At 56.9% G+C, this 16,048-nt stretch carries 12 protein-coding genes, 1 tRNA gene and 1 pseudogene; 8 read left to right on the top strand and 6 right to left on the bottom strand.

What is annotated here, in order from left to right:
• Window positions 1–95 precede the first annotated feature (95 nt).
• From pflB to pflA, 3 genes are all read left to right on the top strand, one after another.
• Window positions 96–2,216, top strand: coding sequence for a formate C-acetyltransferase (pflB, locus tag ACWNMW_RS00530; RefSeq protein ID WP_449489680.1), 2,121 nt, complete (start codon window positions 96–98; stop codon window positions 2,214–2,216).
• A 72-nt stretch (window positions 2,217–2,288) separates the two neighbouring features.
• Window positions 2,289–2,540: an autonomous glycyl radical cofactor GrcA2 gene (grcA2, locus tag ACWNMW_RS00535; protein WP_009409237.1), complete on the top strand. Its 252-nt coding sequence runs from the start codon at window positions 2,289–2,291 to the stop codon at window positions 2,538–2,540.
• Between the two features lie 137 nt (window positions 2,541–2,677).
• Complete coding sequence (pflA, locus tag ACWNMW_RS00540; protein ID WP_034502883.1) at window positions 2,678–3,559, top strand: pyruvate formate-lyase-activating protein; 882 nt, start codon at window positions 2,678–2,680, stop codon at window positions 3,557–3,559.
• 76 nt (window positions 3,560–3,635) lie between these two features.
• Here pflA and ACWNMW_RS00545 read toward each other — a convergent pair whose 3' ends face one another.
• The 3 genes from ACWNMW_RS00545 to ACWNMW_RS00555 are packed head-to-tail and all read right to left on the bottom strand — an operon-like array spanning window position 3,636 to window position 6,319.
• Complete coding sequence (locus ACWNMW_RS00545) at window positions 3,636–4,265, bottom strand: sugar O-acetyltransferase (protein WP_449489681.1); 630 nt, start codon at window positions 4,263–4,265, stop codon at window positions 3,636–3,638.
• Window positions 4,262–4,972 (bottom strand): gamma-glutamyl-gamma-aminobutyrate hydrolase family protein, encoded by a 711-nt coding sequence (locus ACWNMW_RS00550; protein ID WP_449489682.1) that lies wholly within the window; start codon window positions 4,970–4,972, stop codon window positions 4,262–4,264. The genes ACWNMW_RS00545 and ACWNMW_RS00550 overlap by 4 nt, the downstream gene beginning before the upstream one ends.
• Before the next feature lie 21 nt (window positions 4,973–4,993).
• A complete protein-coding gene (locus ACWNMW_RS00555; RefSeq protein ID WP_299063354.1) occupies window positions 4,994–6,319 on the bottom strand; it encodes a C1 family peptidase in 1,326 nt (441 codons plus the stop codon).
• A 211-nt stretch (window positions 6,320–6,530) separates the two neighbouring features.
• Between ACWNMW_RS00555 and ACWNMW_RS00560 the strand changes: the two genes are divergently transcribed.
• The 3 genes from ACWNMW_RS00560 to ACWNMW_RS00570 all read left to right on the top strand — a co-directional run bounded on the left by ACWNMW_RS00560 (window position 6,531) and on the right by ACWNMW_RS00570 (window position 11,406).
• Window positions 6,531–7,409, top strand: coding sequence for an aldose-1-epimerase (locus tag ACWNMW_RS00560; RefSeq protein WP_449489683.1), 879 nt, complete (start codon window positions 6,531–6,533; stop codon window positions 7,407–7,409).
• Window positions 7,410–7,431: 22 nt separating this feature from the next.
• On the top strand, window positions 7,432–9,933 hold the full coding sequence (hrpB, locus tag ACWNMW_RS00565) for an ATP-dependent helicase HrpB (protein WP_449489684.1): 2,502 nt from the start codon (window positions 7,432–7,434) through the stop codon (window positions 9,931–9,933).
• Between the two features lie 90 nt (window positions 9,934–10,023).
• Window positions 10,024–11,406, top strand: coding sequence for a dihydrolipoyl dehydrogenase family protein (locus tag ACWNMW_RS00570; protein ID WP_449489685.1), 1,383 nt, complete (start codon window positions 10,024–10,026; stop codon window positions 11,404–11,406).
• A gap of 104 nt (window positions 11,407–11,510) precedes the next feature.
• Here ACWNMW_RS00570 and argS read toward each other — a convergent pair whose 3' ends face one another.
• A complete protein-coding gene (argS, locus tag ACWNMW_RS00575; RefSeq protein ID WP_449489686.1) occupies window positions 11,511–13,190 on the bottom strand; it encodes an arginine--tRNA ligase in 1,680 nt (559 codons plus the stop codon).
• A 115-nt stretch (window positions 13,191–13,305) separates the two neighbouring features.
• Here argS and ACWNMW_RS00580 point away from each other — a divergent pair, with 115 nt between their 5' ends.
• Entirely contained in the window at window positions 13,306–14,538 is a 1,233-nt protein-coding gene (locus tag ACWNMW_RS00580) for an Nramp family divalent metal transporter (RefSeq protein WP_034502872.1), read from the top strand.
• An 8-nt stretch (window positions 14,539–14,546) separates the two neighbouring features.
• Here ACWNMW_RS00580 and ACWNMW_RS00585 read toward each other — a convergent pair whose 3' ends face one another.
• Complete coding sequence (locus ACWNMW_RS00585) at window positions 14,547–14,984, bottom strand: ribose-5-phosphate isomerase (RefSeq protein WP_034502870.1); 438 nt, start codon at window positions 14,982–14,984, stop codon at window positions 14,547–14,549.
• A 110-nt stretch (window positions 14,985–15,094) separates the two neighbouring features.
• Between ACWNMW_RS00585 and ACWNMW_RS00590 the strand changes: the two genes are divergently transcribed.
• Window positions 15,095–15,167, top strand: a tRNA-Arg gene (locus ACWNMW_RS00590).
• Window positions 15,168–15,207: 40 nt separating this feature from the next.
• On the opposite strand, the pseudogene ACWNMW_RS00595 reads toward ACWNMW_RS00590, so the two are convergent.
• A pseudogene (locus ACWNMW_RS00595) lies at window positions 15,208–15,924 on the bottom strand (sulfite exporter TauE/SafE family protein); the annotation flags it as partial.
• Window positions 15,925–16,048: the final 124 nt, after the last annotated feature.

Raw genomic sequence — 16,048 nt, forward strand, 5'->3', positions numbered from 1 at the left:
ATTACCAGATGCCCAACACGGCACCAAAGATGAGGCCGAGCCTCATCAACCGGAGGTTTTCAGCCTGAAAGCCACGGCAACCGAGAAGAGGGAAAATGACTGATCAGCAGACCGCCGACGTCGCTACCGACGCATGGGACGGTTTTGTTAGGGGCCACTGGTCCGAAGAAATCGACGTGCGTGACTTCATTCAGCGCAACTACACCCCTTACGAAGGAGATGCTTCCTTCCTCGCCGGGCCGACGGAAAAGACCCTGCGCGTGTGGGAAACCCTTGAAAAGAACTACCTGTCGGAGGAACGTAAGGTTCGCATCCTCGATGTTGACACCCACACCCCCGCGGACATTGACGCTTTCAAGCCCGGCTACATCAGCGAGGACGACGATGTTATCGTCGGTCTGCAGACTGATGCCCCCCTCAAGCGTGCGATGATGCCCAATGGCGGCTGGCGCATGGTTGAGACCGCCATCAAGGAAGCTGGTAAGGAAGTTGACCCCGAGGTCAAGAAGATCTTTACCCAGTACCGCAAGACTCACAACGATGCTGTCTTCGATATCTACACTCCTCGCATTCGTGCAGCGCGTTCCTCACACATCATCACCGGCCTTCCCGATGCATACGGCCGTGGCCGCATCATCGGCGACTACCGCCGCGTCGCACTCTACGGTGTCGATTACCTGATCGAGCAGAAGCAGAAGGACAAGGATCGCTACGCAGATCAGCCCTTCTCCGAGCACTGGGCACGCTACCGTGAGGAGCACGCTGAGCAGATCAAGGCTCTGAAGAAGCTCAAGAAGATGGCAGCCGACTACGGCTACGACATCTCTGGTCCTGCTCGTAACGCTCATGAAGCAGTGCAGTGGACCTACTTCGGCTACCTGGCATCCGTGAAGTCTCAGGACGGTGCGGCAATGTCCATCGGCCGTCTCTCCGCCTTCTTCGACTGCTACTTCGAACGCGATCTGAAGAACGGCACCCTGACCGAGCTCGATGCCCAGGAAATCATTGACTCCCTGGTTATTAAGCTGCGCATTACCCGCTTCCTGCGCACCATCGATTACGATCAGATCTTCTCCGGTGACCCCTACTGGGCAACCTGGTCGGATGCCGGCTTCGGCGAAGACGGTCGTACCCTGGTCACCAAGACCGCCTTCCGTCTGCTCCAGACCCTGCGTAACCTTGGCCCCGCACCCGAGCCGAACATCACCATCTTCTGGGATGAGAAGCTCCCCAAGGGCTACAAGGAATTCTGCGCACTGATCTCCATCGAGACCTCCTCGATCCAGTACGAATCCGATGAGCAGATTCGTGAGCACTGGGGCGACGACGCCGCCATCGCATGCTGTGTCTCCCCCATGCGTGTGGGCAAGCAGATGCAGTTCTTCGGCGCCCGCGTGAACTCTGCAAAGGCCCTCCTCTACGCCATCAACGGTGGCCGCGATGAGATGAGCGGTAAGCAGATCATGGAAGGCTACGAGCCCATCAAGGGCGACGGCCCCCTCGACTTTGACGAGGTCTGGGCGAAGTACGAAGAGATGCTGGACTGGGTTGTCGGAACCTACGTCGAGGCTCTGAACATCATCCACTACTGCCACGATCGTTACGCATACGAGGCAGTCGAGATGGCTCTGCACGACTCGGAGATCGTCCGCACCATGGGCTGTGGCATTGCCGGCCTGTCCATCGTTGCCGACTCTCTGTCTGCAATCAAGTACGCAAAGGTCTACCCGATCCGCGATGAAACCGGACTGGTCGTTGACTACCGTACCGAGGGCGAATTCCCGACCTACGGCAACGACGATGACCGCGCAGATGACATTGCAGCAACCGTCGTTCACACCATCATGGATAAGATCCGCGCGATCCCCATGTACCGTGATGCAATCCCGACCCAGTCGGTGCTGACCATTACCTCGAATGTTGTTTACGGTAAGGCAACCGGTTCCTTCCCCTCGGGCCACCAGAAGGGCACCCCCTTCGCACCTGGCGCGAACCCGGAAAACGGCATCGATACTCACGGCATGGTTGCCTCCATGCTTTCCGTTGCCAAGCTCGACTACAACGACGCGCTGGACGGTATCTCGTTGACCAACACCATTACCCCTCAGGGTCTTGGTCGTACGCGCGACGAGCAGATCACCAACCTGGTGGGCATCCTCGATGCAGGTTTCGTTCCCGACGATTCCTGCTGCGTCGATGCAACCAAGGGCTACTGATAGAAACAAGTCTTAGGCAAACGGAACACCGCTTGTCTATCCGGCCCCACCCGGAAGAAAAGGAGAAATGAAATGGCAACTAAGACCTACGAAGAGCGTCTTGCTTCCATGAAGGCCGCCCGCGAAGAGCGTGAGGAAGGCGCTGGTCTGTACCACGCCAACATCAACGTTCTCGACCAGGCAACCCTCGAGGACGCAATGGAGCACCCCGAGAACTACCCGAACCTGACCGTTCGCGTCTCGGGCTACGCAGTGAACTTCGTGAAGCTCACCCGCGAGCAGCAGCTGGACGTGCTTTCCCGCACCTTCCACCACTCTGCCTGAGAGTAGCTTGACTGAATGGGGCGCTGGCCGCAGGGCCCGCGCCCCATTCGCTTTCTCAGCCCACTGACGAAATTTTTTCCGTACCTTGATCGTTCTTCCCCATAGGAACGTCAAGGGCACACCCCACGGAGTACACGATGACCATGACATTGAGTGACACTGATCTTCTTCGCGATCAAGACTTTCAGGCACCCTTAGCTCGCACAGCTGGCCAGGGCGTTGAAGGCCTCGAAGAGCTGACTGATCTTGAACGCTCAGACCGCCTCGCTCGAATGCGCGAAGGCACCCTTGGGTCAATTCACTCGTGGGAATTGGTCACTGCCGTCGATGGACCTGGAACCCGCATGACGGTCTTCTTGAACGGCTGTCCCCTACGCTGCCTCTACTGCCACAATCCTGATACCTTCCTCATGAAGGACGGCGCTCCCATTTCAGATGTCGAGCTGCTCAACAAGATCCGTCGCTACCGCCGCGTATTTAAGGCGACAAACGGTGGCATCACGCTATCTGGTGGCGAAGTACTGATGCAGCCGGCTTTTGCCAAGCGCATTATCTTGGGCACGAAGGAAATGGGGATCCACACCTGCATCGATACCTCAGGTTATCTGGGCGCCAACTGCGACGAAGAGATGCTGGACAACCTTGATCTTGTCCTACTCGACGTCAAGTCTGGCTTCCCTGAGACCTATAAGGAGGTCACGGGACGCGATCTGCAACCAACTATCGACTTCGGTGACCGGATCGCAAAGCGCGGTGGCCCAACCCGTATGTGGATCCGATTCGTTCTGGTTCCCGGCCTGACAGACGATCCCGAGAATATCCACAAGGTCGGAGAGATCGTTCAGCGCTGGACGAACGTCATTGACCGCGTCGAGGTGCTTCCCTTCCACCAGCTCGGTTCCGACAAATGGAAGAGCTTGGGACTGGAATACAAGTTGGAGGATACGAAGCCCCCATCGCCCGAGGCCACCGAAAAGGTCCGCGAATACTTCCGCTCTCTGGGCTTCGAAGTCCACTAAGTAGCGCCGTTAATATTTGGGCCACTGCACCAGCGCGTAACGCTCGGCAGTGGCCCAAAGTTTATAAGGTCGAAGCTCAATTCAAAGTATCGAGGGCTACCTGGCGGTCTTCATCTTCACGTAGCTCACGGATAACACGCGCTGGATTACCCACGGCAAGGCTGCGAGGCGGAATCGAACGTGTCACAACTGCGCCAGCTCCAATAACACTGTCATGGCCAATAGTGACGCCTTGGCACACCGTCACGCCGCTGGCCAGCCACACATTGTCTTCGATGGTGATAGGTTCGGCGCTCTCCCATCCCTCGCGACGCGGGCCGTGTTCCAATGGGTGAATTGGTGTGAGCAGCTGACAATTCGGGCCGATCAGAACATCATTACCAATGCGAATCTCGGCAACATCAAGTGCGGTTAACCCGTAGTTCGCCCAAACTCCTTCACCGATATGAATATTGATTCCGTAATCGACTCGGAAGGGCGGACGAATCGTCACTCGCTGTCCCACACTGCCCAATACTTGCTCGAGCAGATAGTGTGCAATGTCGGGATCTTCCGGAAAGGCGGCTTCATGGAGTTTAAGAAGACGTTGAGCGCGTCTGCTGACCTCAGACATCTTCGGATCATCACCGATATACCAGTCCCCTGCGATCATGCGTTCCCAATTGCTTCGCCCATCAGCTTGGAAAGCACCGTGATCACGGTTCATGAATGCAGTCCTTCCCTCAGCATCCCCAAGAGCAGTTCAAAAGAATAGCGGTCTGAACGCGGGTCTTCGGGATGCCACTGGACACCCACGATGGGAGCATGCGGGTCTTCCACGGCCTCGATTGTGCCATCGGAGCTGCACGCAATCGAGCGCAGTCCCGTGGCCAGACGATCGATTGCCTGGTGGTGCGCAGAACTCACCGTGAGCTCATGACCAAAGCCCGCTCGAGTCAAAGAAGACTCGTCTTCAAGAATGACCTGATGACGACTAAAACGGTGGTCATCCAAGAGCGTCGGGCTTTCATGTCCATCCATGTCTTGAATGAGCGTTCCACCGTAAGCGACGTTGATGACTTGGTGTCCCCTGCAGATACCAAGAAGAGGAAGTCCTCGCTGTCGGCACTGCAGAACCAATTCGATTTGCCTGCGGTCGCCATCTGGCCAGTGCTGACCTTCACGGGGGTAACCGGTATCCATGCCGTAGAACTCAGGATGGACATCGGGGCCACCGAGGAGAATCACCGCATCGATTCCCTCCACAACCTCGGACGCTGGCCGAGGATCGCTATCGGCGATATGGAGCTGAACATCCCATGAAGTAACCGCTTGGGAAAGCACACTTCCCTGAAGGGCTTCGAGCAGCGATTGCTCACGACACGTTGAACGGTGATCAGTCAGGGCACTGACCAGAAGGCGAGGGCGAATCATCACGTCTCCTTGAGATGAACCTTAGGCGAGGGTTCCCATGGGATCCCATGCGGGCAACACGATCGGATCCTTGTCCAGACTTGCTGCTAGTTCTGCGGGCAAGGCGCTCTTACGAACGACGACCTCGAAAACGTTATCCGTGAACCACTGATCATCCATCGTGAAGAAGCCCGAGTCACCCGGCTCCTCACCCCAGGAATTTTCGACCCTCCATGCCCGCGGTGCACCGGCCTCGTCAAGGTCAACGCCGGTGAAGAGCATTGCGTGATCCATCGCGGATTCTCCCGAACGTACACGCTCGAGCTTGGTCGAAGAGAAATCAACACCGAAAAGACGGTCGTAATCGTGGATTCCAGTCACGAAGAAGCCAAGACCACGGTCATAGGGCTGGGAGACATCGGCACCGAACCAGACGGGCTCGCCAGCAACGATCTGCTCGGCCGCAATGCGCTTGATCGCATCGATGGGAGCGTTGAGGTAACGAATCGGACGGCCACCCACGACATTGCCCAGGTGCTCAACGGTTTCCATTGAGCCCTTCGGGTTTTCGGGGCGCGGGTCATCGACCAAGCAGATGTAGTCGCTCAGATCAACGCCCACGTGAGCCTCGTAGAATTCGTGGGGGGTCACCTCGCCATCGCGATGGAAATTCCCTTCATCGTCACGCCACTGCCAGTTAAAGCGTGCTGGCGGCTCGCCCAAGGAAACAACGAGGATCTTCCAAACATCGGCAAGGATTTCACGACGCTTCGCATCGATCTCTTCTGCATCTGCACCGCCGGCAATGGCCTCACGCAAACGAAGTGCTCCAACGCGAAGAACCGCACGCAAACGCGCGTTCATGGGGCGAGAGTTGGTCGAGGCCTCGCTCTCGGGCATAACTTCCTTGGGAACCAGTCCGTACTTCATGTAGATTGATGCGGCCATATCCCACTGACCGCCATCACCCAAGACATCAGCAAGCAGGAACTGCACAAGGCGTCCGTCAACGGGCTCATCTGCGGTTGCGATGATGTCGGTGAGGAACCAGTTGGCGCGCTCGAACTTATCCCAGAAGAAGACGTAGCTCTGGGAAAACTCGAAGTTCTTTACGCCCAGGCTCACGCGCGCCCGCGAGCGCAGCAGATTCAGCGAGGAGAAAAGCCAGCAACGGCCGGATTTCTTCTGCGAGGTAGCCTTCCATTCATCGAGTCGGTGCGAGATCGCCGTCGTCGTGTGTTGGATAGCTTCACGGTTCAGCGATGCTGTTTCGATTCCCATTTGAGTTGCGGCATTCCTCGCTAGGGCGAGCTCATCCGCGTGTGCGTGGCGGAGATCGTCAACGAGTCCGTTCGTAATTTCAGGCATGTCAATCCTCTCGTGTGTCCTGATTATCAGCGCCATTGCTTCCTTCATAGTACGCGTATCGGCAGATCGTGAAGGTATTTGTCCATGACCGAAGCGTTTTGCATTGTGCCTTCGAACACGGGCCTGAAGTCTTATCGCCTCCTTACTCAGTGCCCCTAAACTAGTGAGGTCAGCGTGGAAGGGCCACGCAGGTGTCACAGCGAGGTGCACAATGTCTCTCCATGCTTCTGGCCGCGAGTTTTCCTGCGAAGTCGGGGACTATACGCTCAGTGTCGTCAGCGTCGGCGGTGGGATTTCTTCATTCAAATGGCGCGGACGCGATTTGCTTTTCCCTCATAACGTCGCCGAGGTCGCTCCCGGTTGGTCCGGAAAAGTACTTCTCCCCTGGCCCAACCGCATTGCCGATGGACGTTACACCTGGGATGGAAGGGAATATCTTCTTCCGATCAACGATCGCGGGACCGGCACGGCCCTACATGGACTGGCTGGATGGGTTCCTTGGGAGTTTGTTGATGCGACGGCCTCGCACGTGGTCCTCGAGGCTTTCATCGCTGCCCAGGAAGGCTATCCGTGGCCACTGAGCGCACGCCTCGATCTTCATCTTGATGCGGAAAAGGGGCTGAGCATCGACATTTCCGCAAAAAACCTGGGAGACTCCCCCGCCCCCTACGGTTCTTCTCTTCACCCGTACCTTCTTGCGGCGAGCAGCGTGGATGAATGCACACTGTACTCACCGGCTTCGACAATCGTCATGACGGATCAGAATCTTCTCCCCACCGGTATCGAAGCAGTTCACGGTGCCTACGATTTCCGCACTGCCCACAAGATTGGCGATCTGTTCATCGATCATTGCTTCGGTGGCCTTGAAGGGCAGTGGGAAGTTCACCTAACGAACGATGAGGGTCAGGGAGTTTCCTTGTCCTCGGATACCCCCTGGCTTCAGCTCCACACTGCGGATGCTCTTGGGCGCCCCGGCTTGGCAGTCGAGCCCATGACCTGCCCGCCGGACGCTTTTAACTCGGGTATCGATGTGGTTTCTCTTGCTCCGGGCCAGAGGCATCGTTTATCGATGCGCATCCGCGGGCTGTGAAGCTTCGTGCGATACTGATGCGGTGTTGACCTTTCAGGAAGCGATTGCGAGCGCAGCGGATCTTCCCGTCCACGCATTGCTCCCTGAGTTCTCCCAAGCTTTCACCCCGGGCAGTGTGTCTGTTGTTTCAGCGAGCGCGGGAAGCGGCAAAACAACGCTTATCCCTCTTGCCTGCGCGGATCTCATAGCGAGCGGACAACGCGTTATTGTGTGCTCTCCGCGGCGAATGAGTGCACGCTCGTGCGCGCGGCGCCTCGCGAGCCTACTCAACGACTGCCTCGGCAATCTCGTGGGGTTTAGCGTGCGCGGGCAAAGTCAACGCAGTAGGGAAACACGTATTGAATTCGTGACCCCGGGAGTGCTCGCGCGAATGATTCATTCTGACCCGGGGCTTGACGGGATCGGCTGCGTGATCCTTGACGAGTTCCACGAACGGGCTGTCGATAGCGACCTGTCTTTGGCTTTTCTTATCGATATTCGCTCTCTGTTGCGCGAAGATCTGCGTTTAGTTGTCATGTCCGCGACCATCGATGACGTCGCTCTGGGGCAGCTTCTAGTCGATCTTCCTTCGCGTTTCTTTGAACTCACACGCGAGTTATTCCCCGTTTCTGTCCTGTGGGAGGCGCCGCCGCGTGGCATTGAGGTCTTTCAAGGAGATCGAATCAGCCGCGGTTTCTTGCGTCATATTGCTTCGCTCGCTCGGGCTTCCCTTGACACTTATCCCGGTGATGTTCTGGTTTTTCTTCCAGGAGTGTGGGAGATCGAAAGGGTTTGTGAGTTTCTTGATGGCGCGAATGCACAGGTGATTCCTCTGCATGCTCAGCTTTCTCCCGATCGCCAAGATGAGATCTTTGCGCCGTCCAATGAACGACGAATCATCGTCTCTTCGGCTATTGCAGAGAGTGCGTTGACTGTCCCCGGAGTGCAAATTGTCATCGATTCAACCTTGAGCCGTCAGACTCGTTTCTCCCCTTCCCGCGAGGCAAGCTCATTGGTCACGATCCCATCGCCTCGTTCTTCAATGATTCAGCGCGCGGGACGTGCGGGACGAGTGGGGCCGGGCGTGTGCATTCGCGCGATGGAGGAATCTACTTGGGCTATGCGTCCAGCGCATCCTTCCCCTGAAATCACCACCTGCGACCCCGTTCCTCCGCTTCTTTCGGTTGCGTGTTGGTCGCGAGCAGACTTCTCCTCCCTGCAACTTTTGGATACCCCAAGCACGGGCTACGAAGACTACGCACGCACCTGCCTTCAGGCCTTGGGTGCGATTGACGAGGCGGGACTTGCCCTTCCCCACGGCCGCGAGTTGGTCCTTACCCCCGTTGATCCTCGAATTGCACATGCCCTGAGTACGCTTCAGGGAAATATTCCACGTGATATCGCAGCCATGTGCGCAGCGCTTGTATCCGAAGATCTTCGCCCGCAGGGTGCTGATTTATTAAGTGCTGTCTTTTCCCTCTCCCCCTCGAGCCCTCAGGGAAAGCGAGTGGAAGAGTCAGCTGCACGTTTAACTTCCGGTATTCGCCCTCGTCTCAATACCAGTACAAAGCAGGCGCTTTCGCAGGCGCTCCCTCTTTTTGTCGCCTGTGCATACCCGCTGCGAATTGCACGTAAACGTGCACAGAGCGCGCGTTATCTACTTGCTTCTGGACAGGGAGCTAGTCTTCCTCCGTCTTCTTCTTTGGAAGGCAGCGAGTGGATTGCGATTGCTGAGCTTCAATCTGCGGGCAATGCGGATGCCATTATCCGTTCAGCTCTACCCATTGACGGTGATGATGTTGATCTGGCAGCTTCGCATCTGCGTGAGAAAACCTCGTCGCTACGTGTCGAAAATGGCGTAATTATTGGTTTCGTGGAAGAAAAACTGGGAGCCATCGTGCTCTCTCGTACGCGTTTGCCTTCCCCTGACCGATCTGAAATGCGCGAGGTGGCGCGGCGAAATCTAGAGGAAATGAGCGCAAGTGATCTTCCGTGGGATGACAATGCGAAACAGCTTCGTATGAGAATCATGGCGTGTCGAAAACTCATCGGAGAGCCTTGGCCCGCACTTGATGACGCCCACATCATTGCCGCGTGCATTGATCACTTGAGCGAGCAGTGGAGTGAGGGAGTGGCATTTTCCCAGCTGGACCTGAGCGAAGCTTTGAATGCGCTGCTCCCCTGGCCACTCAATATGGATCTTGAACGAGAGGCACCACAGCAGATCACGATTCCGACGGGCACTCATCGAAGCGTGAAATGGGACGAAGACGGAGCATACGTACGCTTGCGTGTCCAAGAGGCCTTCGGCTGGACCGATACTCCGCATTTTGTTCAAGGACGCCTTCCGCTTCGAATTGAGCTGACTGATCCGGCAGGCCGCCCCGTTGCGATCACCAGTGATCTTGCTTCCTTTTGGAAGGGACCATATCAGCAGGTTCGTTCTCAGCTTCGCGGTAGATACCCCAAACATCATTGGCCCGAAGATCCTTTCTCTGTTGCCCCAACATCGCGGACAAAACGCCAAAGCCAAAAATCTCAGTGATCCCCCTCACCTTCCTGCGAAACAGGGAATGTCCTGCCATCCATGTCGTTGAAGTGGATGAAACAGGCCTTAGAAACGGAAGGACGGGCCATGGAGAACTTTGATCTCATCGTTGTTGGCGGCGGAAAGGCCGGCAAATCACTGGCAATGAACCGCGCCAAACACGGATGGAAGGTCGCGCTCATTGAACGACAGTTCATCGGCGGCACGTGCATTAACGTGGCGTGCATCCCCACCAAGTCCCTCGTCGCTTCGGCACGTCGCCTCGACGAGGCCCGCAATGATTCCGTCTTCGGTGTCGAAGGGACTGGGAACGTTCACATCGACATTGAGAAGCTGCGCGCGCACAAGAATGGCATCGTCTCAGCGATGATCGCCGCGCATGAGAAGTTCTTCGCTGCCCCCGGCATCGACTTCATGCGTGGAAGCGCCAGGCTCCTCGATGCGCACAGCGTCGAAGTGACTTTGGAAGACGGTACAACACGCCAGCTCCACTCCGACAAAGTCCTTCTCAACCTCGGAACGCGCCCCGCACACCCGCCGATTCCAGGCCTGTGGGAAGCAGGCGCATGGGATAGCGAAGATATCCTGCGCCTTGAAGAAATTCCTTCCTCTTTGGCAATCATTGGCGGCGGCTACATCGGCGTCGAGTTTGCCTCGATGATGGCGACCTTCGGTTCACAGGTCACTGTGATCGCTTCGGGCGAGCACATCCTTGACCGTGAAGACCCAGATATCGCTGCAATCTACCAGGAAGTGCTCAGCACGCAGGGCGTCACTGTCCTCACCGGTGCCCGCGCGCAGTCGGCTGCAAAGGACGGCGACAATATCCGAATTGAGCTTTCGGATGGACGCGAAGTCAGCGCCGAGCGTGTATTGGTTGCGGCAGGACGCGTTCCCAACACCGATGGCATTGGCCTTGCCGAGGCCGGGATTCGCTTGAGCGAACGAGGCTTCATCGAGGTTGACGATCACTTGCGTACCCCCGTCGAGGGCGTATGGGCAGCAGGCGACTGCGCGGGAACCCCGATGTTCACCCACGCCTCGTGGAACGACTACCGCATTATCCGCGAGCAGCTGGACGGCGTTTCCCTGGACGACCCACGCACCTCGAAGGCCGGCCGAGTGATCCCCTGGGCACTCTTTGCTCACCCCGAGTTGGGACGAATTGGCATCAACGAAACCGAAGCTGCGCAGCGCGGTCTTGAGGTTCTTGTCGCATCAATTGACACGGCCGCAATTCCTCGCGCAAAGACTATGCGCGATACGACTGGAAAGTGGAAAGCCATCGTTGATGCGCATACCCACAAGATTTTGGGAGCAACCCTTGTGGGTCCCCAATCCGGTGAAGTCATTACCGCGGTTCAAGTCGCAATGGAAGCAGGGCTGACCTATGAGCAGCTGCGCATGCTTCCCATCGCGCACCCGACCATGGGCGAGGGGCTCAACATCCTCTTTGATTCTCTTTCCTAATGTGAACCTGTTGCCTAGGGCATCTGCTCCTGCTGAAGGCTGAAACACCTTGGCCCCGTAGTTTCGCATGAAACTACGGGGCCAACGGCATCTATCGACTGCCTTTACATACGCTCGGGAGCCGCAACACCGAGAAGGTCCAGACCACTACGCAGAACCTGGGCGACGGCATCGTTGAGCCACAAGCGTGCAACGTGGCCTTCATCCACCGGGTCATCCCCGCGAGGAGTGACACGGCACTGGCCATACCACGTGTGGTAGGCGGCTGCGAGCTGCTCCAGGTAACGCGCAACGCGGTGCGGTTCACGCAAGTCGGCAGCTTGTGCAACCTGCGCGGGGAACTGCGCAAGCACTCCGAGAAGGTCGCTATCAGCTGCGGTATCAAGCGCTGCAGGATTGAAACCAGCCTCGCGACTCACACCGTGTTCGGCAGCATTACGCGCAACATTTTGGGTGCGAGCATGCGCATACTGCACGTAGTACACAGGGTTCTCATTCGTATTCGATCCCAAGAGATCCAGATCGATATCGAGGTTTGAATCCATTGAGACACGAACAAGTGCATAGCGAGCAGCGTCCACACCCACAGCGTCGACAAGATCGTCAAGGGTGACAATGGTTCCAGCGCGCTTGGACATACGGACGGGAACGCCGTCCTTCACCAAGTTCACCATCTGTCCGATGAGGATCTGCATGTTGACGCCCGGCTTATCACCGAAAGCCTCACACATTGCCATCATTCGACCAATGTAGCCGTGGTGGTCGGCGCCCAACAGGTAGATCGCAACGTCGGCACCACGGTGGCGCTTATCAAGGTAGTAGGCAACGTCGCCAGCGAAGTAGGCAGCCTGGCCATCAGACTTGATGAGCACACGGTCCTTGTCGTCTCCGTAAGAGGTTGTCCGCAGCCACACGGCACCATCTTGATCAAAGACCTCACCGCGCTTGCGCAAGGTTTCGATTGCGGCGTCAACTGCACCGGAATTGTGCAGCGAATCCTCATGGAAGAAGACATCGAATTCAGAGCGGAAATCGCGCAGACGCTGCTTGATTTCATCGAACATCAGCTCAACACCACGCGCGCGGAATGCCTCAACGGCTTCTTCTTCGGGAAGCGTGACCGGATCGGGCTCTCCTGCCGCGACCGCGTCTTCGCGCACCTGGGTAGCGATATCAGCAATGTACTGGCCGCCGTAGCCATCTTCGGGGGCTTCGTGTCCCATCGCACGCGCGTAGAGCGAACGAGCGAAGCGATCAATCTGCGAGCCGTGATCGTTGAAGTAGTACTCGCGGGTGACCTTCGCCCCCGAAGCCTTCATTAGGCGTGCAAGGGAGTCACCAACGGCTGCCCAGCGCGCACCGCCCAAGTGAACCGGACCCGTCGGGTTGGCGGAGACGTACTCCAAGTTGATGTGCAGGCCCTTCATGGACTCGCCGCGGCCGAAAGCGCCACCGGCCTCGACGATGCTGCGGGCAAGCTCGCCTGCAGAAGCTGCAGCAAGACGAATATTAATAAAGCCGGGGCCGGCGATTTCGGCACTGTCAATGCCGTCGAGTTCATTGAGACCGTTGACAAGGATCTGCGCAAATTCACGCGGGTTCATCCCTGCTTTTTTGGCGAGCTGCATAGCGATATTGCTTGCCCAGTCGCCGTGATCTCTATTTCGAGGACGCTCAACCTTCACTGTGTCGGGGACGTCGGCGGGATCGAGAGACAAATGCCCCTGAGCGATCTCGGCGAGCAATAAATCATGAATATGGGATGCAAGTTCTTCTGGAGTCACTATTTAAGGGTAATAGTTTGCCTTGCACCTGTGCCACACGCATTGATCTGTGACAGCTCACAAAATAGTGGAGTAAAGTTCGGTTATACGAAGATTTACGACTGTCGGGGGAACAATGGCAAGCGGGCACCGTCTCAAACAACATCGGCTTTTTGCACTCATGGGGCCTGCATTCATCGCTGCAATTGCCTACGTTGATCCCGGAAACGTAGCAGCGAATATTACAGCTGGTGCTCGCTACGGCTACCTTTTGGTCTGGGTTCTTGTCCTATCCAATATCGCAGCGATGCTCGTTCAATACCTTTCAGCGAAACTAGGTATTGTCACTGGTCGATCACTTCCAACCCTCCTTGGCGAGCGCCTTCGTCCCCGCAACCGTATTCTTTTCTGGCTCCAAGCTGAGCTTGTCGCGGCGGCAACGGACCTCGCAGAAGTCATCGGCGGAGCGATCGCCCTCAATCTTCTCTTCGGCATTCCGCTCCTGTGGTCGGGCGTCATCATCGGCGGCGCATCCATCGTGATCTTGCTCTTCCAAGGACGCCGTCAAAATATCTTCGAAGCAGTCATCATCGGGATGCTTGTTGTCATCACAGCCGGATTCCTTGCGGGACTTTTCTTCGCTCCCCCACAGTGGTCGGAAGTGGCCTCGGGGCTGATCCCACGCTTCAAGGGCTCCGATTCGATCTTGGTTGCCGCATCAATGCTTGGCGCGACGGTCATGCCTCACGCGATTTACTTGCACTCGTCCTTAGTCAATGACCACCACACCGATCCTGAAGTTGAGCACCCCCACAAGAGAGCTCTCCTTCGAGCAACACGTCACGATATTTTGTGGGCACTGAGCATTGCGGGAATCGTGAACATCGGTCTGCTCCTCCTTGCGGCATCTGCACTATCCGGAGTCGAAGGAACAGACACGATCGAGGGCGCCTACCACGCGATCGCACACGCATTAGGTCCAACGGTTTCAACAATTTTCGCACTCGGTCTTCTGGCTTCGGGCTTGGCCTCGACCTCAGTTGGCGCCTACGCGGGTTCTGAAATCATGAACGGACTCCTCCATGTGAACGTTCCCCTGCTGGCACGCAGACTGGTGACCATTATTCCGGCACTGATCATCTTGGGAATGGGTGCAGAACCGACTTGGGCCTTAGTCCTTTCTCAGGTGGCCTTGTCCTTCGGAATTCCCTTCGCGATCGTCCCTCTCATGCGACTCACCCGCTCCAAAGAAGTCATGGGCGAGTACGCGAATAAGCCGCTGACAATCACAGTGGCTTCCGTGATTGCAGCGGCAATTATTCTGCTCAATATTCTTCTTGCTTACCTAACCATCACCGGTCAGGGCTAGAGGATCTATCAGTAGGCATCCATGACGGCAATGCGACGCTTGTGACGCTCATCTTCACTGAAGGGCGTGGACAAGAAGGTCAGAACGAAACGCGTGGCGTCTTCAAGGGAATGCTGGCGCGCGCCAACGGAAATGACATTGGCATTGTTGTGCTCGCGAGCAAGAACCGCGATCTCTTCATTCCACACCAGTGCTGCACGGACTCCCTTGACCAGGTTTGCAGCCATCTGCTCACCGTTTCCAGAGCCTCCAATAACAACGCCCAGAGAGCCCGGTTCAGCGGCGACGCCTTCGGCCGCTGCAATGCACATCTGAGGATAGTCATCGTTGGGGTCATAGGTGGTTGCACCGTGGTCCACGACTTCGTAGCCGGCATCGCGCAGGACGCCTACCAGGTGTTCCTTGAGTTCAAAACCTGCATGATCAGTCGCAATATGAACGCGCATATGAAGTTCCATTCGATTGTGAGGACAGCGAACCCCTACATGATAGGGGGTACCCCGCCTTAAAGACTAGCGTTTGAGCTGGGGCTAAAGACTGATAAACTGACGTGGTTGCCCCGATAGCTCAGTGGATAGAGCGTTCGCCTCCGGAGCGAAAGGTCGCAGGTTCGAATCCTGTTCGGGGCACTTTTCGCGCCGCAATAATTGAGCGCACTAGAAGCACTGCGAACCATGCTGCAAAAAGCAGAGCATCCACACGCGGAGACAACACCGAGGCGCACCATGCTCCCGCTGGAACTGCGCATACCGCAGCGACGCCCACCGTCAGTGCTGGCCCCAAGCGCAGGAGGCCTCGGCGATAATTCGTGAAGGTACCGCTCAGCGCACCCGGGAGCATGACGACCATAGAGACCCCGCGCGCGCCCAGGTCAGACATTCCAAGCAAAGTGAGCCCCGGTACTGCAACTGCTCCCCCACCGATCCCAAGTAGCCCCGCGAGGAAACCGCAGAGACCGCCGATCGCGACCAAAGCGCAGGCGACAGCAGGATTAAGGGTCAAAACTCCCTCACGTGCGGGAACGTAGAGGACTTGAAGCGCGATCAGCGTCAGGATGAATGCGACGAAGCACCAGCGCAGGGTCACTTCACGCATACGAGCGAGCAGCCAGGTTCCTCCCTGCACGCCAAGGAGCATTCCAATCATCATTAGCAATGCCGGAACCCAAGCAATGCGCCCCGACCACGAGTAGGAGATGACTCCCGACAAACACGTAGGAACAATCGCAAGAAGACTTGAAGCCGAGGCCTGACGCTGGGAAAACCCGACCGCCATGAGCGCAGGGACAATGACCGTCCCGCCGCCGATCCCAAACATTCCCGAAAGAAAACCAGCGAAGAGCCCCGCACTCATCAGGATCAGGGCATTTCGCGTTGCCTGTGACATCCCTCCTCCTTGTACACCTCAATTTTACGCGTGATGGATGCCCCATAACCGTATGCAAAGACACTCACTGCCGCCGATGCACGCATGTCCTAGGATGAATATGGCATGTTGCCGCATAGCTTTT

The sequence above is a fragment of the Actinomyces sp. Marseille-QA0893 genome (genome assembly GCF_976954355.1).

Coding starts and splice junctions, on each gene's coding strand:
- ACWNMW_RS00545 (WP_449489681.1), bottom strand. CDS start 4,265: ATGAACCGTGATCACGGTGCTTTCCAAGCTGATGGGCGAAGCAATTGG.
- ACWNMW_RS00570 (WP_449489685.1), top strand. CDS start 10,024: ATGGAGAACTTTGATCTCATCGTTGTTGGCGGCGGAAAGGCCGGCAAA.
- pflB (WP_449489680.1), top strand. CDS start 96: ATGACTGATCAGCAGACCGCCGACGTCGCTACCGACGCATGGGACGGT.
- ACWNMW_RS00585 (WP_034502870.1), bottom strand. CDS start 14,984: ATGCGCGTTCATATTGCGACTGATCATGCAGGTTTTGAACTCAAGGAA.
- ACWNMW_RS00580 (WP_034502872.1), top strand. CDS start 13,306: ATGGCAAGCGGGCACCGTCTCAAACAACATCGGCTTTTTGCACTCATG.
- ACWNMW_RS00555 (WP_299063354.1), bottom strand. CDS start 6,319: ATGCCTGAAATTACGAACGGACTCGTTGACGATCTCCGCCACGCACAC.
- ACWNMW_RS00560 (WP_449489683.1), top strand. CDS start 6,531: ATGTCTCTCCATGCTTCTGGCCGCGAGTTTTCCTGCGAAGTCGGGGAC.
- ACWNMW_RS00550 (WP_449489682.1), bottom strand. CDS start 4,972: ATGATTCGCCCTCGCCTTCTGGTCAGTGCCCTGACTGATCACCGTTCA.
- grcA2 (WP_009409237.1), top strand. CDS start 2,289: ATGGCAACTAAGACCTACGAAGAGCGTCTTGCTTCCATGAAGGCCGCC.
- pflA (WP_034502883.1), top strand. CDS start 2,678: ATGACCATGACATTGAGTGACACTGATCTTCTTCGCGATCAAGACTTT.